The sequence below is a fragment of the Flavobacterium succinicans LMG 10402 genome, assembly GCF_000611675.1.
Lineage (GTDB): Bacteria > Bacteroidota > Bacteroidia > Flavobacteriales > Flavobacteriaceae > Flavobacterium > Flavobacterium succinicans.
This window is the reverse complement of sequence record NZ_JATV01000001.1, coordinates 163,529-186,121: the sequence shown is the minus strand read 5'-3', so window position 1 is coordinate 186,121 and position 22,593 is coordinate 163,529. Positions and strand designations below refer to the sequence as shown.

20 protein-coding genes are annotated in these 22,593 nt (G+C 37.5%); 13 read left to right on the top strand and 7 right to left on the bottom strand.

Features of this window, described 5'->3' with window-relative positions; all coding sequences use genetic code 11:
* Positions 1-32: 32 nt before the first annotated feature.
* The 13 genes from AO58_RS0100765 (at position 33) to AO58_RS0100705 (ending at position 13,203) form a co-directional block, all read left to right on the top strand.
* Complete coding sequence (locus AO58_RS0100765) at positions 33-1,085, top strand: NADH-quinone oxidoreductase subunit G (RefSeq protein WP_024979883.1); 1,053 nt, start codon at positions 33-35, stop codon at positions 1,083-1,085.
* Positions 1,078-2,130 (top strand): NADH-quinone oxidoreductase subunit NuoH, encoded by a 1,053-nt coding sequence (gene nuoH / locus AO58_RS0100760; RefSeq protein ID WP_024979882.1) that lies wholly within the window; start codon positions 1,078-1,080, stop codon positions 2,128-2,130. The genes AO58_RS0100765 and nuoH overlap by 8 nt, the downstream gene beginning before the upstream one ends.
* Before the next feature lie 111 nt (positions 2,131-2,241).
* Positions 2,242-2,787: a NuoI/complex I 23 kDa subunit family protein gene (locus tag AO58_RS0100755; protein ID WP_024979881.1), complete on the top strand. Its 546-nt coding sequence runs from the start codon at positions 2,242-2,244 to the stop codon at positions 2,785-2,787.
* Entirely contained in the window at positions 2,787-3,299 is a 513-nt protein-coding gene (locus AO58_RS0100750) for an NADH-quinone oxidoreductase subunit J family protein (protein ID WP_024979880.1), read from the top strand. The genes AO58_RS0100755 and AO58_RS0100750 overlap by 1 nt, the downstream gene beginning before the upstream one ends.
* Position 3,300: 1 nt before the next feature.
* Positions 3,301-3,621 carry an NADH-quinone oxidoreductase subunit NuoK gene (nuoK, locus tag AO58_RS0100745; protein ID WP_024979879.1) on the top strand — a complete coding sequence of 107 codons (321 nt, stop codon included), beginning with the start codon at positions 3,301-3,303 and terminating at the stop codon, positions 3,619-3,621.
* Positions 3,622-3,627: 6 nt separating this feature from the next.
* The gene (nuoL, locus tag AO58_RS0100740) at positions 3,628-5,511 is read left to right on the top strand and encodes an NADH-quinone oxidoreductase subunit L (RefSeq protein ID WP_024979878.1); all 1,884 of its coding nucleotides are present in this window, start codon (positions 3,628-3,630) and stop codon (positions 5,509-5,511) included.
* Positions 5,512-5,522: 11 nt separating this feature from the next.
* A complete protein-coding gene (locus AO58_RS0100735; protein ID WP_024979877.1) occupies positions 5,523-6,965 on the top strand; it encodes a complex I subunit 4 family protein in 1,443 nt (480 codons plus the stop codon).
* Positions 6,966-6,976: 11 nt separating this feature from the next.
* Positions 6,977-8,344 (top strand): NADH-quinone oxidoreductase subunit N, encoded by a 1,368-nt coding sequence (locus AO58_RS0100730; protein WP_024979876.1) that lies wholly within the window; start codon positions 6,977-6,979, stop codon positions 8,342-8,344.
* Between the two features lie 85 nt (positions 8,345-8,429).
* Complete coding sequence (locus tag AO58_RS0100725) at positions 8,430-9,137, top strand: DsbA family oxidoreductase (protein WP_035717188.1); 708 nt, start codon at positions 8,430-8,432, stop codon at positions 9,135-9,137.
* 6 nt (positions 9,138-9,143) lie between these two features.
* Entirely contained in the window at positions 9,144-10,130 is a 987-nt protein-coding gene (locus AO58_RS0100720) for a Gfo/Idh/MocA family protein (RefSeq protein WP_024979874.1), read from the top strand.
* A 63-nt stretch (positions 10,131-10,193) separates the two neighbouring features.
* Positions 10,194-11,411 (top strand): patatin-like phospholipase family protein, encoded by a 1,218-nt coding sequence (locus AO58_RS0100715; RefSeq protein ID WP_024979873.1) that lies wholly within the window; start codon positions 10,194-10,196, stop codon positions 11,409-11,411.
* An 86-nt stretch (positions 11,412-11,497) separates the two neighbouring features.
* Positions 11,498-12,772, top strand: a complete 1,275-nt coding sequence (locus AO58_RS0100710) for a Y-family DNA polymerase (protein WP_024979872.1) — start codon at positions 11,498-11,500, stop codon at positions 12,770-12,772.
* Positions 12,763-13,203: a LexA family protein gene (locus tag AO58_RS0100705; RefSeq protein ID WP_024979871.1), complete on the top strand. Its 441-nt coding sequence runs from the start codon at positions 12,763-12,765 to the stop codon at positions 13,201-13,203. The genes AO58_RS0100710 and AO58_RS0100705 overlap by 10 nt, the downstream gene beginning before the upstream one ends.
* 90 nt (positions 13,204-13,293) lie before the next feature.
* On the opposite strand, the gene galE is transcribed toward AO58_RS0100705, so the two are convergent.
* The 7 genes from galE to AO58_RS0100670 form a co-directional block, all read right to left on the bottom strand.
* On the bottom strand, positions 13,294-14,307 hold the full coding sequence (gene galE, locus AO58_RS0100700) for a UDP-glucose 4-epimerase GalE (protein ID WP_024979870.1): 1,014 nt from the start codon (positions 14,305-14,307) through the stop codon (positions 13,294-13,296).
* 1 nt (position 14,308) lies between these two features.
* Entirely contained in the window at positions 14,309-15,358 is a 1,050-nt protein-coding gene (locus AO58_RS0100695) for a UDP-glucose--hexose-1-phosphate uridylyltransferase (RefSeq protein ID WP_024979869.1), read from the bottom strand.
* A gap of 139 nt (positions 15,359-15,497) precedes the next feature.
* Positions 15,498-16,670: a galactokinase gene (galK, locus tag AO58_RS0100690; protein ID WP_024979868.1), complete on the bottom strand. Its 1,173-nt coding sequence runs from the start codon at positions 16,668-16,670 to the stop codon at positions 15,498-15,500.
* 83 nt (positions 16,671-16,753) lie between these two features.
* Positions 16,754-19,180 (bottom strand): DUF4982 domain-containing protein, encoded by a 2,427-nt coding sequence (locus tag AO58_RS0100685; RefSeq protein WP_024979867.1) that lies wholly within the window; start codon positions 19,178-19,180, stop codon positions 16,754-16,756.
* A 135-nt stretch (positions 19,181-19,315) separates the two neighbouring features.
* Complete coding sequence (locus tag AO58_RS0100680) at positions 19,316-20,353, bottom strand: glycoside hydrolase family 53 protein (protein WP_024979866.1); 1,038 nt, start codon at positions 20,351-20,353, stop codon at positions 19,316-19,318.
* Between the two features lie 2 nt (positions 20,354-20,355).
* Complete coding sequence (locus AO58_RS0100675) at positions 20,356-21,453, bottom strand: glycoside hydrolase family 53 protein (RefSeq protein WP_024979865.1); 1,098 nt, start codon at positions 21,451-21,453, stop codon at positions 20,356-20,358.
* Positions 21,454-21,455: 2 nt separating this feature from the next.
* Complete coding sequence (locus AO58_RS0100670; protein ID WP_035717185.1) at positions 21,456-22,487, bottom strand: aldose epimerase family protein; 1,032 nt, start codon at positions 22,485-22,487, stop codon at positions 21,456-21,458.
* Positions 22,488-22,593 lie beyond the last annotated feature (106 nt).

The window sequence follows — 22,593 nt, the reverse complement described above, 5'->3', positions numbered from 1 at the left end:
AAAATATTGTTTTACCATTAAGACCCAAAAAAATGAAAGTAACAATAGACGGTCAGTCGATAGAAGTAGAACCAGGAACAACCATCCTTCAAGCCGCTCGTATGATTGGTGGAGATGTAGTTCCGCCAGCGATGTGTTATTATTCGAAATTAAAAGGTAGCGGTGGTAAATGCCGTTGTTGTTTAGTAGAAGTATCCAAAGGTAGTGAAGCCGATCCAAGACCTATGCCAAAATTAATGGCATCTTGTGTAACGGGCTGCATGGATGGCATGGAAGTAAACAGCAAATCTTCTGAAAGAGTTACCGAAGCAAGAAAGGCAGTAACTGAATTTTTATTGATCAATCACCCTTTAGATTGCCCAATTTGCGATCAAGCAGGAGAATGTGATTTACAAAACTTAAGCTTCGAACACGGAAAATCACAAACGCGTTATATCGAAGAAAAAAGAACATTTGAACCTGAAAATATTGGTCCAAATATTCAACTGCATATGAACCGTTGTATTTTGTGCCAAAGATGTGTACAAGTTGCGGATCAACTAACAGACAATCGTGTTCACGGTGTATTAGACAGAGGTGATCATGCTAATATTTCTACTTGTATTTCTAAAGCTATCGACAATGAATTCTCAGGCAACATGATTGATGTATGTCCTGTTGGAGCATTGACCGACAAAACCTTCCGTTTCAAATCGAGAGTTTGGTTTAACAAACCTTTTAATGCACACAGAGAATGTACTACTCCTGGATGTTGTGGCAACACTACTGTTTGGATGTTTGGAGGTGAAATTCAACGTGTAACAGGAAGAAAAGATGAATATCACGAAGTAGAAGAATTCATTTGTAACACTTGTCGTTTTGACAAAAAAGACGTTAGTGACTGGGTAATTGAAGGACCTAGAGTTTTTGAAAAAGACTCTGTAATCAATCAAAACAATTACACTAAAACAGAAAAAGTAATCATCAATACCGAAGAGAAAATCCTTTTGGGAAGACCTCAAGACCGTAAAAAAATCAGCATGGCTGAGATTGATTACAACGAAAAAATTGATGGCAACCTAATAGATTCGAACAAAAATGGATAGTGTTTTTATTATTGAAAAAAGTGTTGTAATCGTAGTTGTATTTGCAATTACCATGTTGGTCGCCATGTATTCTACATGGGCCGAGAGAAAAGTAGCTGCTTTTTTGCAAGACAGAGTAGGTCCAAACCGTGCGGGATGGGGTGGTTTATTTCAACCGCTTGCCGATGGTTTGAAATTGTTTGCCAAAGAAGAATTTGAACCAGATACTCCTAATAGATTTTTATTCTTTGTAGGACCTGGAATTGCCATGGGTACAGCCTTAATGACTAGTGCTGTTATACCATGGGGGGATCGTTTACATCTTTTTGGAAAAGACATCTTGCTACAAGCTACAGATATCAACATCGGATTATTATACTTTTTTGGAGTAGTTTCTATTGGAGTTTATGGGATTATGATTGGAGGTTGGGCTTCAAACAATAAATTCTCTTTGATGGGAGCGGTTCGTGCGGCTTCGCAAATGGTTTCTTATGAAGTAGCCATGGGATTATCCATGATTGCTTTGTTAATGATGACTGGAACCTTGAGTTTAAGAGAAATTTCTGCACAACAAGCTGGAATGAACTGGAATGTATTTTACCAACCTTTATCATTTTTAATCTTTTTGATTTGTGCTTTTGCTGAAAGTAACCGTACGCCTTTTGACTTACCAGAATGTGAGAGTGAATTGATTGGTGGATACCACACGGAATATTCTTCCATGAAAATGGGATTCTATTTATTTGCGGAATATGCTAATATGTTTATTTCTTCCACTATTTTATCTGTATTATTCTTTGGTGGTTACAACTATCCTGGAATGGATTATGCAGTAGAAAACTGGGGTGTAAATATTGGAAACCTTATCGGTGTAGCCGTATTGTTTATGAAAATATTTAGTTTCATCTTTTTCTACATGTGGGTAAGATGGACGATACCAAGATTTAGATACGATCAATTGATGCATTTGGGATGGAGAATCTTAATTCCACTTTCTATCATCAATATCATCATTACTGGAATTGTTATTTTGAGAGCAGATATTGCTGCTTATTTAGGATTCTAATTTAATTACGAAGCGCCCTAGCCCTGATAGTAGCGGCATCCTTTTATTTTTTCTTTCAAAAAATAAAAGATACAGCGGATAGCAGGATTAGCTTTAAATAAAAAACAAAAAATGTCAATAGAAACTATATCATTATCGGGTAGAAAAAAGATGGTCTCTAACAAAGAGATGACCTTTTTGGAACGCTTGTATCTTGTAGCGATTGTAAAGGGTTTATTTATAACCATCCAACACTTTTTTAAGAAAAAAGCAACGATTCATTACCCAGAACAAGTGCGAACCATGAGTCCAATTTATCGCGGACAACATATGTTAAAACGCGATGAAGAAGGAAGAGAAAACTGCACCGCTTGTGGATTGTGTGCTTTATCGTGCCCTGCCGAAGCCATTACGATGAAAGCAGCAGAGCGTAAAGCTGACGAAAAACATTTGTACCGCGAGGAAAAATATGCCGAGATTTATGAAATCAATATGTTGCGTTGTATTTTTTGTGGTTTATGTGAAGAAGCTTGTCCAAAAGACGCGATTTATTTGACGCTTTCTAAAGAATTGGTTCCAGCAAGCTACACCAGAGAAGACTTCATTTTTGGTAAAGATAAATTAGTAATGCCTTTGGAAATGGCTATTAAAAATACTCAACTTAAAAACGCTAACTAATGTCTACAGTACTTATTGTTTTTTGCCTGTTAGGCTTTATCACTTTAGCCAGTGCTTTTTTAACGGTTTTTAGCCGAAATCCAATACATAGTGCCATTTACTTGGTGATTTGTTTCTTTACTATTGCGGGTCATTATTTATTATTGAATGCGCAATTCTTGGCCATCGTTCATATCATCGTTTACTCCGGTGCGATTATGATCTTGTTTTTGTTTACCATCATGTTGATGAACTTAAATAAAGAAGATGAAGTACACAAACCTAGAATTACTCGTTTGGGTGCTATCGTTTCGTTTTGCTTGGTATGTTTGGTTTTGATTGCCATTTTTACCAATTCAAAACCTATTGTTGGTGAATATGTGGCTACGGGTAAGGATTTTCAATCCATCAACGTATTGGGTAAAGTGTTACTAAATGAATATATGGTGCCGTTTGAATTTGCTTCGATCTTGCTTTTGACAGCGATGATTGGAACGGTGCTTTTGTCTAAAAAAGAAAAAATAGAAAAGTAAGATGAATAATATTTTAAACCAGATTGGTATCGAAAATTACATCTTCTTGAGTGTCATCCTTTTTTGTATTGGCATTTTTGGAGTATTGTACAGAAGAAATGCCATCATTGTTTTCATGTCGATTGAGATCATGTTGAATGCAGTAAATTTACTTTTTGTTGCCTTTTCGACTTACCATCAGGATGCACAAGGACAAGTTTTTGTGTTTTTCTCCATGGCGGTTGCCGCGGCTGAAGTTGCAGTTGGACTAGCCATATTAGTTTCTATTTTTAGAAATTTAGGCGCTATTACTATTGATAATTTAAAAAACTTAAAAGGATAAATGGAAATGAATACCAACATAGCATTAATTTTAGTTCTTGCTCCTTTAGTAGGCTTTTTAATCAACGTATTTTTTGGAAAAAATTTAGGAAAAACAGTATCGGGAGCTATTGGTACGTTGACAGTACTAGTTTCATTTATCGCTACCTTTTACTTTTTTGGAGCTGTGAATGGTTCAAAAGAAAGCATTCAGGTTTCGTTATTCGAATGGATACAAATTGGCACTTTCAAAGTAGATTTAGGCTTTTTGATCGATCAACTTTCAGTATTATGGTTGCTTTTTGTAACAGGTATTGGATCTTTGATTCACTTATACTCTATTAGCTACATGCACGACGATGAAAATATGCATAAGTTTTTTGCGTATTTGAATTTATTTGTGTTCTTCATGATCACTTTGGTCTTAGGAAGTAATTTATTGGTTTTATTTATTGGATGGGAAGGCGTAGGACTTTGTTCTTACCTATTGATTGGATTTTGGTACAAAAACCAAGAATACAACGATGCGGCTAAGAAAGCCTTTATCATGAATAGAATTGGTGACTTAGGTCTTTTAATCGGGATTTTTATATTAGGAAGACAATTCAACACTTTAGACTATACTACATTAAAAACAGTTATTGCGAGTGCTTCAGAAATCAACATTTATGCGTTATCAGTAGCCGCTTTTGCATTATTTATTGGAGCTTGTGGTAAATCAGCACAAATTCCGTTGTACACTTGGTTACCTGATGCGATGGCTGGACCAACACCAGTTTCTGCGTTAATACACGCCGCTACCATGGTTACCGCTGGTATTTTTATGATCACCCGTTTGAACTTCGTGTTTGATTTGGCTCCAGAGGTACAAAATATTATTGCTATCGTTGGTGCTGTTACTTCTTTGGTAGCTGCAACCATCGGATTGGCTCAAAATGACATCAAAAAAGTGCTGGCTTATTCTACAGTTTCTCAATTAGGTTTAATGTTTTTAGCCTTAGGATTGGGTGCCTATGAAGTTGCCGTGTTCCACGTAATCACACACGCTTTCTTTAAAGCTTGTTTGTTCTTGGGTTCAGGTTCTGTGATCCATGCCTTACATGGAGAACAAGATATGCGTAATATGGGTGGATTGAGAAAAGTAATGCCAATCACTTTTATTACCATGCTAGTGTCTTCTTTGGCCATATCAGGTGTACCGTTGTTCTCAGGATTCTTCTCAAAAGATGAAATTTTGCTTACAGCTTTCCACCATAATATTCCTTTGTGGATTATTGCTTCTGTAGCTTCTATTATGACGGCTTTTTATATGTTCCGATTGATGTTTTTGACTTTCTTCCAAGATTTTAGAGGAACGGCAGAACAAAAACATCATTTGCACGAAAGCCCTGCACTAATTACTGTACCATTAATCATTTTGGCGATTTTGGCAACGATTGGTGGGCTTATCAGTTTACCAGGTAACAGTTGGTTGAATCACTATTTGATTCCAATTGTACCCAAATTAGCGACTGCCGAACATCATTTAGGTTCAACAGAATATATGTTGATGGCTCTTGCCGTAGTTGGAGGATTAGTTGGGATTGCCATTGCTTATTTTAAATACGTTAAAAATAATACTGTACCACCTGCAGATAGCGAAATTACAGGCTTCACAAAAGTGGTTTACAACAAATATTATGTTGATGAATTATACGATACTTTGTTTGTAAAAACGACCAATACTTTATCTTCTTTCTTTAGAGATTATATTGAAACTGGTCTTTCAAGTTTCGTATTTGGATTTGGAAAAGTAACGAACGAAATTGGACACTATGGTAGAAAAATTCAAAACGGAAGTATTGGTTTATACCTTTTTGCTTTTGTTTTGGGACTATGCGCCATCATTTCCTTTTTATTTTTAGCACAATAATACACCCTACTATGAACGTATCACTTATATTACTATTACTTTTAATTGGAGCTTTGGTCACCTACTTATCAGGAGACAAGTTGGCTTCAAAAATAGCTATGTTGTTTGGACTAGTTACTTTTGGGGTTTCTATTGTACTTTTAAATCATTACAATGCTGGCGAAAACATCAGCTTTTTGGCCAATTGGATTACACAACCTAAAGTATCTTTTGCATTAAAAGCTGACGGTCTTTCTTTAGCAATGCTTTTGTTAACGACAGCTTTAACGCCAATCATCATTTATTCTTCTTTTGGAAATGATCTAAAAAATGCTAAAACTTTTTATGCGTTAGTTTTATTCATGGCATTTGCTATGGTAGGTACATTTTTAGCATCAGACGGACTTTTGTACTATATTTTCTGGGAATTGGCTTTGATTCCAATTTACTTTATTGCCTTAGTTTGGGGTAATGGTGATGTGGAAGAACGCAAAAAAGCAGTAGTTAAATTCTTTATCTACACTTTAGCAGGTTCTTTATTCATGTTGGTTGCTTTTGTTTATATGTACCAACAAGCTGGAAGCTTCATGATAGAAGATTTGTACAAATTAAACTTAACGCCTTCTGAACAAAAATGGATTTTCTTGGCTTTCTTTGCCGCCTATGCTATCAAAATTCCATTAATTCCTTTTCACACTTGGCAAGCGAATGTATACCAAAAAGCACCAACCGTTGGAACAATGTTACTTTCAGGTATTATGCTAAAAATGGGATTGTACAGTGTGATTCGTTGGCAATTGCCTTTGGGAAGAATTGCAGCTAAAGAATACATGCCGATATTTATTGCCATAGGAATTGCAGGAGTTATTTACGGATCGATTGTAGCGTTACGACAAAAAGACCTTAAGAAATTATTGGCCTACTCTTCTCTAGCACACGTTGGTTTAATCGCCGCTGGTGCCTATACTTTAACAATTGATGGATTAAGAGGTGCCGTTTTACAAATGATTGCTCACGGATTTGTAGTGGTAGGTTTATTCTTTGCTGCTGAAATCATTTACAGAAGATACGAAACAAGAACGATTGCTGACATGGGAGGTATTCGTGCTTTGGCGCCAAAATTCACTTCATTATTTATGATCTTAGTGTTGGCCTCTGTAGCGTTACCAACCACTTTTAACTTTGTTGGAGAATTTACGGTATTGTACAGTTTATCGCAAATCAATATTTGGTTTGCAATACTTGGCGGGACTACCATCATTCTTGGTGCCTATTACATGCTTAAAATGTTTCAATATGTAATGTTAGGTGAAACGAACGCGAAACCATTTGTAGCATTGTCAACTAGCGAAATCATCACTTTACTTGTTATTGTAGCAGTATTGTTCTTTTTTGGATTGTATCCAAAACCCATTACAGACTTAATCACACCAAGTCTTGAAGAAATTTTAACACAAATCAATCGAATCAATTAGTCAAATAGAAAATGAATACATTAATAGCTATAATAGGATTAGGTGTTTTATGCCTTTTATTTGAAATTCTTGATTTCAGAAAAGGAATTATTCCTGCAACCATCCTTGGATTACTTGGCGTTTTGGGGCTAACAGTGGCCGATTACAACATGCCTGCTTCTTTTTATAATAATATGATTTCGGTAACGAATTTTTCAGTTACTTTTTCAAGTTTATTTATCGTGCTTTCCATCTTTTTGGTAGCCTTGAGTCATAACTTTTATGAGAAGCATCAATCTAAATTATCGGATTTTATTGCGATAAAAATATTTTTACTAGCTGGAGCAGTTGCTATGGTTTCTTTCGGAAACTTAGCCATGTTCTTTTTAGGAATCGAAGTATTATCGATTGCTTTATACATCTTGGCAGCAAGCAGACGTTTAGATTTAAAAAGTAATGAAGCCGGGATGAAGTATTTCTTGATGGGCTCTTTTGCCTCTGGAATTATTCTTTTTGGAATTTGTTTGGTGTACGGCGCCATGGGAAGCTTTGATGTAGCTGAAATCAGTGAAATGTCTAAATCGGCAGAATTACCTATTTGGTTCCCCATTGGCATTGTGCTTTTAACCATTGGAATGTTATTCAAAGTAGCGGCAGTTCCGTTTCATTTTTGGGCTCCTGACGTATACGAAGGTGCGCCTGCAATGACTACTGCCACAATGAGTACTTTGGCAAAAGTGGTAGCAATGGCCACTTTGTTTAAATTACTAAGTGTTTTAAATGCCGATTTGAATTATAATTTCCAAATGGTCATTGTAATTGTTTCTATTGCATCCATGACTGTAGGTAACATCATGGCATTAAAACAAAGCAACGTCAAAAGAATGTTGGCCTTCTCTGGTATTTCTCATGCAGGATTTATGCTAATGACCTTACTAAGCATCGGTACTTCAGCTGGAAGTTTATTATATTATGCTACGGCTTATGCTATTGCAGGTATAGGAGCCTTTAGCGTATTACTTTATGTATGTAAAAACAAAAACAACGAGGATATTGCCAACTTCCACGGATTAGGAAAAACACATCCTTTATTAGCCGCAGTACTTACTGGATCGTTATTATCAATGGCTGGTATTCCAATTTTCTCTGGATTTTTTGCCAAAATGGCTTTATTCAGTGAAACCATTCAAGCAGGTTATCTAGTGGTAGTTATATTTGCTGTAATCAACTCTATCATCAGTGTGGGCTATTATTTCAAATTAATACTAGCCATGTATACTAAAGAATCGAATGAATCTAGAACAGGAACTCCAATATTAATCTATATTGTTGCCACTGTTGCTTTATTATTAAACATCGCATTAGGATTATTCCCATCGCTAGTAATGGACTTAATCTAAAAAAATACAACTATATTCAACCGCCTTAAATTCATATTTAAGGCGGTTTTTTTTTAGTATATTTCACCCCTCAAAAATCAAAAAAATGACAAAGCCAATCAACATACAAATTTGGTCTGATATTATGTGCCCCTTTTGCTACATCGGAAAACGAAGACTAGAATCAGCCATTGCACAATTCGAATATAAAAATGCCGTAACTATCGAGTGGAAAAGTTTCCAATTAGACGCAAACTTCGTTGCCACGAAAGAAGATAGTTTGGTGGAACATTTAGCAGAAAAATACAGAAAAGATACCGATTGGGCACAACAGATGCTCGATGATATGACACAGAATGCTAAAAACGCTGGTCTGGATTTTCACTTTGAAAAAGCTAAAATGGCGAATTCCTATAATGCGCATCGTTTATTGCATTTGGCCAAAGAGAAAGAAGTCGCTGATTCGTTAAAAGAGTTGTTATTCAAAGCCTATCTTACCGACGGATTGGACATCAACAACATTGCCGTACTAACTTCTTTAGGGAAAGAAGTTGGACTGGAAGAGGAAAGTATACACTCAGTTTTTTCTTCAGATAGGTTTGGTGATGCCGTTAGAAAAGACCAACAAGAAGCACAAGCCATAGGCGTGCAAGGAGTTCCATTTTTTGTACTGAATAATAAATATGCCGTTTCAGGAGCGCAATATCCTGAAACTTTTTTGAATGCCTTGAAACAAATTTGGGAAGAAGTAGAAAACACTAGCATCAACACGGAAGCAGATAATTCTTGTTGTGGCATAGACGGATGCAATTAAAAGCCAATGGATATAAAAGATAAAACAATCCGCTGGGGAATTATTGGTTGCGGGAATGTAACCGAAATTAAAAGTGGCCCCGCCTATCAAAAAACAGAAGGATTTACCATCGGAGCTGTGATGCGCCGTGATGTAGAAAAAGCGGCTGATTATGCCAGAAGACACGGCATAGCCAAATACTATACCAATGCTGATGCCCTAATCAACGACCCTGAAATAGACGCGGTTTATATTGCAACGCCTCCAGATGTTCATAAATATTATGGTCTAAAAGTAGCCGAAGCCGGAAAACCCTGTTGCATAGAAAAACCATTGGCTCCTAACTATAAAGATTGTGTTGCCATCACTGAAGCATTTGCTGCTAAAAACATTCCTTTATTTGTTGCCTATTACAGACGTACTTTGCCAAGATTTGAGCAAATAAAAGAATGGATAAACAGTCATAAAATTGGCACCATTAGACACCTTCATTGGCATTTGAGCAAACCCACCTCAGCACAAGACCTTTCTGGAGATTACAATTGGAGAACCGATAGTAAGATAGCTACAGGAGGATATTTTGATGATTTGGCCAGTCACGGATTGGATTTGTTTGTGCACTATTTTGGAACCATAACAAATGTTTCGGGAATTAGTCTCAACCAACAAGGGTTATACACCGCAAAAGATGCTGCAACAGCTTGCTGGCTCCATCAATCAGGTATAACTGGAAGTGGTTGTTGGAATTTTGGCACTTTAAAACGAGAAGACAAAGTTACTATTTATGGTAGCGAGGGTACTATTACTTTTTCGATTTTTGAAAACGACCCTATTCTACTCACAACATCAGAAGGCACAACAGCACACGAAATAGCACACCCTGAAAACATTCAACTGTATCATGTGCAACAAATGAGAGAGCACTTATTAGGTCGTTCACAACATCCCTCAACGGGAGCAACAGCTACTCATACCAACTGGGTTATGGATCAAATTGTTGGAAATGAATTATAAAAAAATCATTTTTTGAGTATTTTTATATCGCTCTAATCCTATCTATTAACCAAACTAACCACAATGGCAAAAGTAAACGGATCAAAAATGCCAGCCTCAAGAAAAAAGGCCTTTGAAACACTCAACATCAACCCCAACAAAAGAGCAATTTTATGCTTAGATGGTGGCGGGATGAGAGGAATTTTAACCCTTCAACTGCTCAAAAAATTAGAAGAAACCGCTGGTATTCCTTGTTTTGAATTGTTTGATATGGTTTCAGGAACTTCTACTGGAGGCATCATCGCGGGACTAATAGCTTCTGGCTATACCGCAGCAGCGATAGAAGAGAAATACAGTACATTAATCGAAGAAGTATTTGACAAAAAACCTTTGGGAGACCGTTTTGTAAATCCGCCAAAATACCTAAAAGGCAATTACCGAAAGTTACTTTTCGAAGAAATTCAAAACACTACCCTAGCCGAAAGTTGTGCCAAAACCGATATTGATTTGATGATTACGGCGCACGATATGACCGCTTCTGAAGAGACTTTTTTTAGTTGTTTCAAGCAAAAAGACGGTAGCTTTTATGGCACCTACAAAGATGTATTACTCCGTGCCGTACTCGAAGCCACTATGAGTGCTCCTACTTATTTCAATCCACTTGAACGTTTTGTAGATGGTGGAACGACTACCTACAACAATCCTGTTCTTGCCGGATTTATGGAAGCCATTTCCTATAGCTTTCCCAAAGGCAAAGAAAAAGATTCTGCTTATGATATCACCAAATTATGCATTTTCAGTTTTGGCACCGGAATCTCCAGACAGTTTGTACAACCCGATGCAACTCTGAAAATCAAGGGGCTAGATATTACCTTTTGGCTGGAATGGCTGATGACACAAATGGGTCAAGATTCTAGCGCTATGCAAGTAAACACCTTACGCTCTCCGATGATTAATAAAATTATTGATTTTCGCCGATTCCAAATTTCATTAGACCCTCTCTCTATCAAAAAAATACCGAACACCGACGGATTAGACCCCAAAAAATATCCTTCAAAATGGTTGCACGATGTAGATTATTCCATCTTGAACTCAATTGATATGGCCGATATTAATCGTTTTGATTTGATGCAAGTCATTGGTCAACAAATGGCCGAATACATCATCCAAAAAGGCGGCGCTTTTCAGAAAGATTTGGTCGACAGCAACAACAACGACGCTTTGGTGACTACGTTTGGCGACATCGAAAGGATTCAAAAACAAATGAGTGACCCCAATTGGTTGGATAATTTTCACGCCTAAAAGGAGTGATTGTAACTTATCAACAGCCACAAAAAATTAACTATCGTTAGCTACTTACAGCAGTTCGAATGCTGTAAATTTGTGCTATGTATGCTTTAGTCGATTGTAATAATTTCTATGCTTCTTGCGAACGTGTTTTTCAGCCGAAACTCAACGGGAAACCGGTTGCGATATTATCCAACAACGATGGTTGTGTGATTTCTAGAAGTAATGAAGCCAAAGCGGTTGGCATTCCTATGGGCGTACCTGCCTTTCAAATCAAAGACCTAATTAAAGAAAAAGAAGTCGCTATTTTTTCCTCCAATTATCCGTTGTATGGCGATTTGAGTAATCGAGTGATGACTATCTTGAATCAGTTCACCCCGAATATAGAAATTTACAGTATAGACGAAGCCTTCCTGAATTTTGATGGTCTTTCGATTGAGGACTACCACAGCTACGGACTCCAAATGAAAACCCGAGTACAAAAATGGGTGGGAATTCCGGTTTGCATTGGCTTTGCCGAAACCAAAGCGCTCTCTAAAGTTGCCAATAAAATTGCTAAAAAATTTCAAGATCGTACCCAAGGCGTCTATGTTATTGACTCCGAAGAAAAACGCATCAAAGCCCTAAAATGGACCAAGATTGAAGACGTTTGGGGCATAGGCTATCGCACGACCAAAAAAGCCAAACTGCGTAACATACAAACCGCACTGGATTTTATACAACCCCAACACGAAGCTTGGATTAAGAAAGAAATGGGCGTTATTGGCCTTAGATTAAAACAAGAATTAGAAGGCAAATCCGTATTAGATTTAGAACCTGTTGTGCTTCAAAAAAAGAGTATTGCCACTACAAGAAGCTTTCCAAAACAAATCGCGGAATTTGATTTACTTAGAGAACGCATCGCAACTTTTGCAGCAGTTTGTGCCGAAAAATTACGCAAACAACATTCGTGTTGCCACACCATTATCGTGATGTTGGTCATTGACAAACATTCGGTTACTAGCTCAAAATACTATTTCAATAAAGCCATAACATTACCCTACGCAAGCAATTCGACACTAACCATTTCCAACGCCGCCATCGCTTTACTGAAAGAATTGCTCCAAGGCAACGAAGGCATTAAGTTCAAAAAAGCAGGGGTAATTGTGACCGAACTGATTGACGAGAACAAAAAACAACTGCATTTATTCGAAGAAGAAAACCCAAAACATTTGGCTTTGATGCAAACCATCGACCAACTGAATCGTAAAATTGGAATGACGAAAGTCAAATTGGCTACCCAAAATCTGAGTCTGACTTGGAACATGAATCAAAACCATTTGTCACCAAAATACACCACAAAGTTTAAAGAAATACTCGAAATACAATGTCTGTAAACAAAGAACAAAAGCTCACTTTCTTCCGTCCAGACTTCGAAAGTGAACTTCGAATACCGTATATCAATGAGGGCGTTTCGGCAGGATTTCCTTCACCGGCAGCTGATTTTATGGAAACCAACATTGATTTGAATAAAGAATTGAGCGAAAATCCATTGGCTACATTTTACATCAAAGTCAAAGGCAATTCTATGATTGATGCTGGTATCAATGACAAAGATGTATTGGTCGTTGACCGAAGTTTGGAACCCCAAAACAACAAAATTGCGATTTGTTGTTTTGATGGTGAATTTACCGTAAAACGCATTCAAGTCGAGAAAGATTGTATGTATTTACTCCCCGAAAATCCAAGTTACAAACCCATTTTAGTTACCGAAGAAAACCAATTAATCATTTGGGGAATGGTAACTTATGTGATTAAAAAAGTGTAATCTAAAGTATATTTCATTGAAATCAACTTAAACACAACAATAAAATCCATATTTTTTGAAAAAATCTGAGCTTTAGAATATTAAAATTAATTATTTTCTACTCTTTTGTTCCCATTTCCAAGCGCTATCGATCGCTTCTTCTAGGGTTGCTGCTGTTTTCCAGCCTAGTATAGTATTGGCTTTTTCGGTATTGGCATAGGCTTCGGTTACATCGCCTTCACGTCTTGGTACGATGGTATACGGCAACTTTTGGCCACTCACTTTTTCAAAAGCCGTAATCACTTCGAGCACAGAACTTCCTTTACCTGTTCCTAAATTGAAGACCTCTAATGCCGTTTCATTTTTCTTATCCAACAAACGTTGCAAAGCCACTACATGCGCCTTGGCCAAATCTACTACGTGAATGTAATCTCGCACACAAGTACCATCAACCGTAGGATAATCATTGCCATAGACGGACAGCTCTTTGCGCAAGCCCATTCCGGTTTGTGTAATAAAAGGGACTAAATTTTGAGGACCTCCGATAGGTAATTCTCCAATTTCGGTAGAAGGATGCGCTCCAATTGGGTTAAAATAACGCAATAAAATAGCATTGAGTCCGCTTACTTTGGTTACATCGGCAATGATTTCTTCTCCAATTTGTTTGGTATTTCCATAAGGAGACATCGCCGCTTGTATCGGTGTAGTTTCTGCAATTGGCATCACTTCAGCTTGACCATAAACGGTGCAAGAAGAACTAAAAATAAAATGAGCTTCTGGCTTTTTCTGCAATTCTTGCAAAAGATAAACCAAAGAAGCAATGTTGTTCTCGTAATACAATAAAGGATTTTGCACACTCTCACCCACCGCCTTTGAGGCTGCGAAGTGAATCACTCCTGAAACCTCAGTATATTTAGCAAAAAAAGCTTGTACTGCCGCTTTTTCTCTTAAATCAATTTGTTCAAAAATAGGCTGTTTTCCGGTGATTCTTTCAATTCCACCCAAAACATCAATAGACGAATTCGATAAATTATCAATCACGATTACCTCATACCCTACATTTTGTAGTTCGACCACCGTATGCGAACCTATAAATCCTAAACCTCCTGTGACAACTATTTGCATCTTATTTGTTTTTATAATGAACTACTGATAATCCTCTCAAGACCTCAGCACTTTTCTCTGGAGTAATATCACGCTGTGACTCGCCCATCATTTCATAACCTACCATAAATTTCTTTACCGAAGCTGAGCGCAACAAAGGCGGATAAAAATGCATGTGAAAATGCCATTCTGGATGTTCTTCACCATCTGTTGGCGCTTGATGAATTCCCGAAGAATAAGGAAAGGAAGTCTCGAAAAGATTATCGTATTTGGTGGTTAATTGTTTTAAAATAACAGCAAAATCTATAACCTCAGCTGAAGTAAAATCAGTGATTTTAGAAACGTTGCGTTTGCTTACAATCATGGTCTCATAAGGCCAAATCGCCCAAAAAGGCACCAAGGCTACAAAATGCTCATTCTCGATAACGATACGCTCTTGTGCCTTCAATTCTTCATCAACATAATCTTGTAATAAGGTTCGGCCTTGTTGTTCGTAATACTGTTTCAAGCTATTATGCGTTTTTTCAACCTGCGTAGGTAAAGACGATTGTGCCCAAATTTGACCGTGCGGGTGGGGATTACTACAGCCCATCACACTGCCTTTGTTTTCAAAAACTTGAACATGATTAATGTAATCTATAGCGCCCAAAGTGGTGTATTCTTTTTGCCAAGTCGCTACAATATTCTCGATATTCTCGACCTCCATTTGAGGTAAGGTCAAATCATGTCTTGGTGAAAAACAAACCACTCTAGAAATGCCTCGTTCTGGTTTTGCTTTAAAAAAAGTAGGCGTATTGTTTTCTTCAAAAGCAATAGGTTCTTGTTTTAGCGCAGCAAAATCATTTTCAAAAACATAACAAGAATCATAAGCAGGATTCACTTCGCCATTGGCACGCACATTCCCTGGACATAAGTAACATTCGGGGTCGTACTCTGGCAATTGCGCACCTGAAATGCTTTCTTTTTGACCTTGCCAAGGTCTTTTGGAACGGTGAGGCGAAACCAAAACCCATTCGTTGATTAAGGGATTAAAACGTCTATGTGGGTCTTCGTTGATATCAAAATTTTTCATGCTATTCATTTTATGTTTGTTACCACAAGGGTCGCAATGTGTATTAAACAGATAAGTCATTTAAGCTTATGACGCTTTTATTTTTGGATTTAAAAGGTCATAAAAGTTTTTAAATTATTCGTGCATTCGTGGCTAACATCTACCCTACAGGTTCATACAATGATGTACCGTTTCCAATTTTAACATCGTAAATTTTCAACTCAATGTTCCATTTTTCTTGGTACAACTGAGCGAATTTTTGTTTAACGGCTTCTTCTTTTCCTTTCTTAATCAAAGTAATGGTGCAGCCACCAAAACCACCGCCCATCAATCGGGAACCTATTACGGCATCATCGGCTAAGGCCAATTCGACCAAATAATCCAACTCGGGGCAGCTCACTTCGTATTCTCTAGACAGACCATCGTGAGTTTCAAAAAGTAATTGCCCCAAAAGCTCAATATTCCCAGCATCCAAAGCTTCGCAGGCTTTAGACACACGAGCGATTTCTTTTACTACATAATGCACACGTGTAAAAACCTCCGCATCCATTTTCTCTTTCAAAGTCAACAATTGCGCTTCGGTACAATTTCTGAAACTTTTGATTTCAGGAAAATTAGTTTTAATAACCGCCAAACCTTCCTCACATTGTTCCCTTCTTTTGTTATAGGCAGAAGCAAACAACGAATGCTTCACATTACTATCAAACAACACCAAAGCATAGTCTTTAAAATCGGCATTATGGTACTCATACTCCAGCGTATTACAATCCAACTTGATGACTTTGTTTTCTAGGCCGTGTACGCTAGCAAACTGATCCATGATACCACAATTGATTCCCACCCAATGCTCTGCTTTTTGTCCCATTAATGCACGTTTCTCTTGACTAATCTCAAGATCAAAAAGGGATTGTATCCCAAAAAGGAATCCGCACTCCAAAGCAGCCGATGACGATAATCCAGAACCTACTGGAATGTTACTACTAAAAACACAATTCACGCCGCTAAACTCGAATCCATTGTCTTGTAGTTGTTTCAAGACTCCTAAAATGTAATTGTTCCAAACCGTTGTACTATGTTGAATGTCTTGCGACAAATCGACTTCAAATTCTTCATCTAAATCGATAGCCACGATTCGAGAAGTAGTGGTGTTGCTTTTTTCGAAAGCAAAGCAAATGATCTTATCTATAGCTGCTGGCAATACAAAACCATCATTGTAATCGATATGCTCTCCAATAATATTAATTCTTCCCGGTGAAAGCACCACTTTTTGAGGTTCGTTTCCAAAAGTCGATTTGAAGAACGCTCTTGTTTTTTCAATTAAAATACTGTTCATTTTATTTAAATTATTATGTTATTTGTTATGAATTAGTTCACAAAGATCTTTTTCAAAACGTTTGTGTTCTTTTAGTGTAAATTCTATTTAGTCGAAGTTAAAGTCAATTTACCCGACTTCAACCCATCTGCGGTTACTTCCAATTTGATATCACCTGCGGTAGTTTTCGATTTCACAAGTACTACCAATTTTCCGCTAAACAATTTCATCGTGTCTTTATGAAACAGTTCCAGTGAAGTCGCATCTCCATTACAGGCGGCGCGATACGTACCCGCTCCAGAAACTTTAAATTTTAATTGGTTGGTGGCTGTTGGACAAGGAACTCCATTTTTATCCACTACAGAAACCGTCACAAACGAAATATCCTCGCCATCGGCTGTGATGGTTTTTCGGTCTGCATCCAAAACAATCTGATACGGTTTACCAGCGGTTCGGATTTCCTTTTCTTCAGCTACTTTGCCATTGTCATCATAAGCTACAACCTTTACCGTTCCTGGTTCATATTTTACATCCATCCACATCAAGCGGTAACGGTTTTGCGGAGTATTCTTGTTTTTAGTTTGTACGCCCATACTTTTACCATTGATAAAAAGTTCGGCACTGTTGTAACTGGTGTACACAAAAACGGGAGTTATTTGTCCCTCGCGACCTTCCCAATTCCAATGAGGTAAAATGTGTAGCGTAGTTGCCTTGGTGTTCCAACGGCTTCGGTACAAATAATAACGGTCTTTCGGTAAGCCTGCTAAATCGTTAATTCCGAAATAAGAACTACGTGACGGCCATATTTCATCATAAGGTGTCGGTTCACCCAAATAATCAAATCCTGTCCAAACGAATTCACCAATTACCCAAGGTTTATCATCCTGAAGTACAAAATCTTCATCGGGAACATTTGACCAACTACAGGCTTCTAAATCATAGGATGAAGATTGTAAATCTGGATATTGCTTCATTTTTTCTTGCACGACAGGAAATTTGTAAATCCCTCTAGAACTAACCGTTGAAGCAGTTTCGGAACCTAAGATAAATCCTTGTGGAAATTTTTTGAATGCCTCATCATACAAATGCACGCGATAATTCAATCCTGGAATATCCAACAAAGCTCCAAAACCAGACTCCATAGTCGCTTTCACTTGATCCATTCCTACTGTTACAGGACGTGTTGGGTCTTCTCTATGAAAAATCTCCTGCAACCATTTGGCTCGTTTTACACCTGCTTCTCCCCACTGATCTGGAACTTCATTTCCTGAACTCCACATCACAATAGAAGGATGATTTCGTGTGGCTTGTACCAAATTCACAATGTCTTTTTCAGCATATTCGTCAAAAAAGCGATGGTAACCGTTTTCTACTTTTGGTAAAACCCATTCATCGAAACTCTCTGCCAAAAACAAAAAGCCCATTTCGTCTGCCAACTCCAATTGTTCGAAAGAAGGCATATTGTGCGAACTGCGAATGGCATTGCATCCCATATCTTTTAAAATGGTCAACTGTCTACGCAAAGCCACTTTGTTTACAGCAGCACCAAGAGGTCCCAAATCGTGATGCAAACAAACCCCTTTGAATTTGGTCACCTTACCATTAAGACTAAATCCTTTATTGGCTTCATACTTAATTTCACGGATTCCAAAACGGGTGGTAAGCTCGTCTTTCAATTCATTACCAACATACAATTGAGCAACCGCTTTGTACAAATAAGGTGTTTCTGGGCTCCACAATTTTGGATTCTCTACTTTTATATTTTGGTCAAACTCTTTTCCTAAGCGTAAAGAAGATTCCTCTGCACTTACTTTGTGTCCTTCGGCATCAAAAATGGTGGTCACCAAACGCGTATTTTCACCAGAGGCTTTGGTCTTAATATTGACTTTGGCGACAGCATTACTAATAAAAGGTGTCGTTATAAATTGCCCCCATTGGTCAATACTTTCATTGTTCTTGATGATAACACTTACTTTTCGATACAAACCCGCTCCTGGATACCAACGGGAGGCAAATTCTTTATTGGATAATTTTACTGCTAAAGTATTATCGCCTTCTTGAATGAATTGAGAAACATCAAAATAAAAATAACTATAGCCATACGCCCATTCCCCTACTTTTTTCCCATTCAAATACACTTGAGGTTCACTCATCGCGCCTTCAAAAAGTAGTAGTACTTTTTTCCCTTTGGCTTCTTTAGGCAAAGTAAAAGTATTGCGATACCACGCCGTACCCATATGAGGTAAGGCTCCGGTTCTTCCCGTTTTTACAGTAGGAGTATTTTCGCCATTTTGAGAAATAGCAACTGTTTGCATATCATTTTTTTTGTCAAAAGGACCATAAATTGCCCAGTCGTGAGGAACAGAAACCGATTCCCATTTCGAGTCGTTGAAGTTCGTTTTGAAAGCGTCTTCAACATTTCCTTTTTGAAATTTCCAATGGGTATCCAATACCTTTACCACTCGGGCTTGAGAGAAAGCTATGGCTGTGGAGGCTATAAAAACCAACAAAAAAGAGGGTATTTTTTTCATTTATACAACATATTTTTGAACCATATAAGGCATTTAAGGCCATATAAGGTTTTTATTTTAATCTATAGAGTTTCCTCATTTCTAACATTCAGAAATATGGTTTACTTATTTTGTCTTTATTCTGAATCCAATTCATTATTCTTTAAAAGCATCCAATGCTGGTGAAGGTTTCCCGTCTGGTTGCCAAGCACTCAAGCCATAGCCACTCCAAGATTTGGCTCCTTGCGGTTCCCAATACAAAACGCCCAAGCCTTTATTATTGGGAACGGCTCTTACGGCTTTGATTGTAGTAGTTAGGAGTTCTTTGGTGTTTTGTACTTGTTCATCAACACCACCAACTTCAACCACCATTACCTCTTTCTGATAACGTGAAGCCATATCGTTTAGGTTGTTTTGTAAATCGGCTATGGTTTCTGAATAGTCTTTCTTAATCCAAAACGGATAGTAAGACAGACCAATAACATCATACTTTACTTGATGCTCGGTAGCTTTATCAAAAAACCAACGGAATTTTTCGTTGTTGTTTCCTTCGTCTACGTGCACAATTACTTTGATTTTGGCATTCACAGCTTTGGTCGCTTCGTATCCTTTATTCAACAATTGCGCCAGTTGCGCCCAATTGTTCGTGCTCCCATCAGGCCAAAGCATTCCACCTGGAATTTCATTCCCCACCTGAACCCATTCTGGAGTAACACCTGCTTTTTTTAAAGCGGTCAACACATCAAAAGTATGTTCATAAACTCTTACCTGTAACTCCTCGAATGATAAATTGGCCCAAGCAGCAGGTTTGGATTGTTTGGCTGGATCGGCCCAAGTATCGCTATAATGAAAATCGATCATAATACGCATTTTGGCTTTTTGAGCGCGCAAGGCCATAGCTACTGTTTCTTCCTTAGTGCAATGACCATTAGTTTTGTCTTTGCTTGGATTGACAAATACACGCAAACGAATGGTGTTCATCCCGCGTTCTTTTAGCAATTGCAAACAATCCTTTTCCTTTCCGTCGGTATCATAAAAACGGTAACCAGTGGCTTCCATTTGCGGCAACCAACTCACGTCTGCCCCTTTGGCGAAAGCCAATTTATTTTTCTTTTGTGCCAAAGCGATAGTGGTACTACTTATAAAAAGAAGCAGTAGCACTATTCTTTGAAAAACGCTAACTGTAGTATTCATAACTAATTGGTAAATGCTTGCAAAACGGGCAATGCTTTATTTGAAAAATCATAAAATGCCTGATTTTCGAAAGTAGAACCATTGGTAGCTTTGTCGCCTTTAAAAGACACCCATTCGCCTCCCCAATACGCAAACCCTTGTCCGTAAGTAGATGATTTCACTAAATCTTTAATCGCCAAAACAAAGTTTTTTTGCCCTTCTGCTGTAGCTGGATAACCACTAACCAATTGTGAATCTAAGCCAACAATATTATTCGTCCAGTCATTGAATCCTAAAGTAAATGGATAGGCAGTTTCTGCAATCAGTACTTTTTTAGAAAAGTTTTTCCCTAAGGCATCGATAGTGGTTTTTATGGTAGCCAAATCTTTCCCGTGCCAAATAGGATAATACGACAAACCGATATAATCATAATCAACACTTTTTACTTTAGTAAAAAACCAATTGGTATCTGTAGCCGAAACGCCTGCATAGTGAATCATAATTTTGGTATTGGGCGCTTTGCTTCGAATGGTAGCACTCGCTGTTTTTAACAAATCTATACATTGTGCTTCTTTATTGATTAAATGCCCTTGAGGCCAAAGCAATCCGGTATTGATTTCGTTCCCGATTTGAATAATATCTGGATTAATTTCGGTCAAAATAGTTGTGGTGTATGAGGCTACCGCAGCTTTTAAATCAGTAAACGATAAGTTTTTCCAAGCAGCTGGAGTGGTTTGAACCGCAGGATCTGCCCAATCGTCAGAATAGTGAACCGTTAACCAAACTTTTAAACCTGCTTTTTTTACTCGCTGTGCTAGAGCTTTTACCTCAGTCAACCCAGAATGTCCATTGGCAGGATCTTTCCACAAACGAATTCGAATGGTATTGCAACCAGCACTTTTTAATGTAGTCAACATGTCTTCGGTTTTTCCGTTGTTGGTAAAAACTACACCCGCCGCTTCTATTTCTGGTAAAAAAGAAATATCTGCTGCTTTGATAAAATCACTGGTTACTACAGGTGGTGTAACGGTTCCGCCATCGCTTTTTTCGCTATCGCTAGAGCATGCTGTTTGTAACAAAACACTTAGGAGAATAACTATAGTTAAGAAGGTTTTTTTCATGATTAATTCGATTTGGATTGGAATTTGTAAATAGTTCTATGATTATAATGTTCTCCTTTTTTCAAAACTGCTGAAGGAAATTCAACATGATTAGGAGCATCTGGAAAATTTTGAGTCTCAAAACAAATGCCACTTAAAGGATGGTAATTGGCACCCTCTTTACCCGAAATAGTATCAAAACAATTGCCCCCAACATAAATATGAACGCCTGGCTGATTGGTATACACCAATAGTTGCAAGTTGTTTTTTGCACTATAAAGTGAAGCCGCAACTTCTTCAGAGCTACTCAAAACGAAAGTATCGTCAATAGATATAGGACATTCTTTAGAAGTTGAAAAATCAAATGGAGTTCCAGCTACAGGCAGTACCCTACCAGTTGGTATATTTTGATGATCTTTCTCTATCACTTTCTCGGCATTGACAAATAATTCTTGTTGAGTTATCCCCTCTTGATGCCCATCAAGGTTAAAGTAACTGTGATGTGTTAAATTCAAAATGGTATCTTCGGAAGTGGTTGCGCTATACTCAACTTTTAATTCATTTGACTCTGTCAAAGTATAAGTAACGTTTACTTCTAGGGTTCCTGGAAAATTTTCTTCATTAGCAGGACTTGTATAAGAGAGCGTTACTGCCGAATTAATTCCTTGTTTACTATTTACAATCTTCCAATTTTTTTTACTAAATCCATCTTCTCCTCCATGTAATACATGTGCACCGTGATTTGGATTTAACTGAATGGTTTTACCATTTAATTCGAATGTGCTTTCATTAATTCTACCAGCGTATCGCCCTACGATGGTTCCGAAATAGGGAGGGCTTGGCAAATTATAAGAATCAATGTATGATGCTGCATTTTCAAATCCTAAAACCACATCTACCATTGATTGGTTTTCTAATGGAACTTTAATAGCAGTTACTGTGGCTCCATAGCTCATAAGCTGTACTTCCATTCCATTAGCATTTTTAAGCATAACAAACTGAATGTCTTCACCATCAGGCATTGTTCCAAATGATTTATTGATATAATGTGTCATAATCTGAGAATTTAATGTTATTTATGCTGTTTTATTATTAAATGTGAAATTCAAATTTAGATAAAAAAAAGCCTGTTACATACCAGTACCTACCAGTTATTTTATT

What these genes read in the sequence shown, in the direction of transcription:
- AO58_RS0100705 (WP_024979871.1), top strand. Translation starts at nt 12,763, where the DNA reads ATGTCTGTAAACAAAGAACAAAAGCTCACTTTCTTCCGTCCAGACTTC.
- galE (WP_024979870.1), bottom strand. Translation starts at nt 14,307, where the DNA reads ATGCAAATAGTTGTCACAGGAGGTTTAGGATTTATAGGTTCGCATACG.
- AO58_RS0100685 (WP_024979867.1), bottom strand. Translation starts at nt 19,180, where the DNA reads ATGAAAAAAATACCCTCTTTTTTGTTGGTTTTTATAGCCTCCACAGCC.
- AO58_RS0100715 (WP_024979873.1), top strand. Translation starts at nt 10,194, where the DNA reads ATGGCAAAAGTAAACGGATCAAAAATGCCAGCCTCAAGAAAAAAGGCC.
- nuoK (WP_024979879.1), top strand. Translation starts at nt 3,301, where the DNA reads ATGAATAATATTTTAAACCAGATTGGTATCGAAAATTACATCTTCTTG.
- AO58_RS0100710 (WP_024979872.1), top strand. Translation starts at nt 11,498, where the DNA reads ATGTATGCTTTAGTCGATTGTAATAATTTCTATGCTTCTTGCGAACGT.
- AO58_RS0100735 (WP_024979877.1), top strand. Translation starts at nt 5,523, where the DNA reads ATGAACGTATCACTTATATTACTATTACTTTTAATTGGAGCTTTGGTC.
- nuoL (WP_024979878.1), top strand. Translation starts at nt 3,628, where the DNA reads ATGAATACCAACATAGCATTAATTTTAGTTCTTGCTCCTTTAGTAGGC.
- AO58_RS0100670 (WP_035717185.1), bottom strand. Translation starts at nt 22,487, where the DNA reads ATGACACATTATATCAATAAATCATTTGGAACAATGCCTGATGGTGAA.
- nuoH (WP_024979882.1), top strand. Translation starts at nt 1,078, where the DNA reads ATGGATAGTGTTTTTATTATTGAAAAAAGTGTTGTAATCGTAGTTGTA.
- AO58_RS0100675 (WP_024979865.1), bottom strand. Translation starts at nt 21,453, where the DNA reads ATGAAAAAAACCTTCTTAACTATAGTTATTCTCCTAAGTGTTTTGTTA.
- galK (WP_024979868.1), bottom strand. Translation starts at nt 16,670, where the DNA reads ATGAACAGTATTTTAATTGAAAAAACAAGAGCGTTCTTCAAATCGACT.
- AO58_RS0100680 (WP_024979866.1), bottom strand. Translation starts at nt 20,353, where the DNA reads ATGAATACTACAGTTAGCGTTTTTCAAAGAATAGTGCTACTGCTTCTT.
- AO58_RS0100695 (WP_024979869.1), bottom strand. Translation starts at nt 15,358, where the DNA reads ATGAAAAATTTTGATATCAACGAAGACCCACATAGACGTTTTAATCCC.
- AO58_RS0100725 (WP_035717188.1), top strand. Translation starts at nt 8,430, where the DNA reads ATGACAAAGCCAATCAACATACAAATTTGGTCTGATATTATGTGCCCC.
- AO58_RS0100755 (WP_024979881.1), top strand. Translation starts at nt 2,242, where the DNA reads ATGTCAATAGAAACTATATCATTATCGGGTAGAAAAAAGATGGTCTCT.
- AO58_RS0100720 (WP_024979874.1), top strand. Translation starts at nt 9,144, where the DNA reads ATGGATATAAAAGATAAAACAATCCGCTGGGGAATTATTGGTTGCGGG.
- AO58_RS0100750 (WP_024979880.1), top strand. Translation starts at nt 2,787, where the DNA reads ATGTCTACAGTACTTATTGTTTTTTGCCTGTTAGGCTTTATCACTTTA.
- AO58_RS0100730 (WP_024979876.1), top strand. Translation starts at nt 6,977, where the DNA reads ATGAATACATTAATAGCTATAATAGGATTAGGTGTTTTATGCCTTTTA.
- AO58_RS0100765 (WP_024979883.1), top strand. Translation starts at nt 33, where the DNA reads ATGAAAGTAACAATAGACGGTCAGTCGATAGAAGTAGAACCAGGAACA.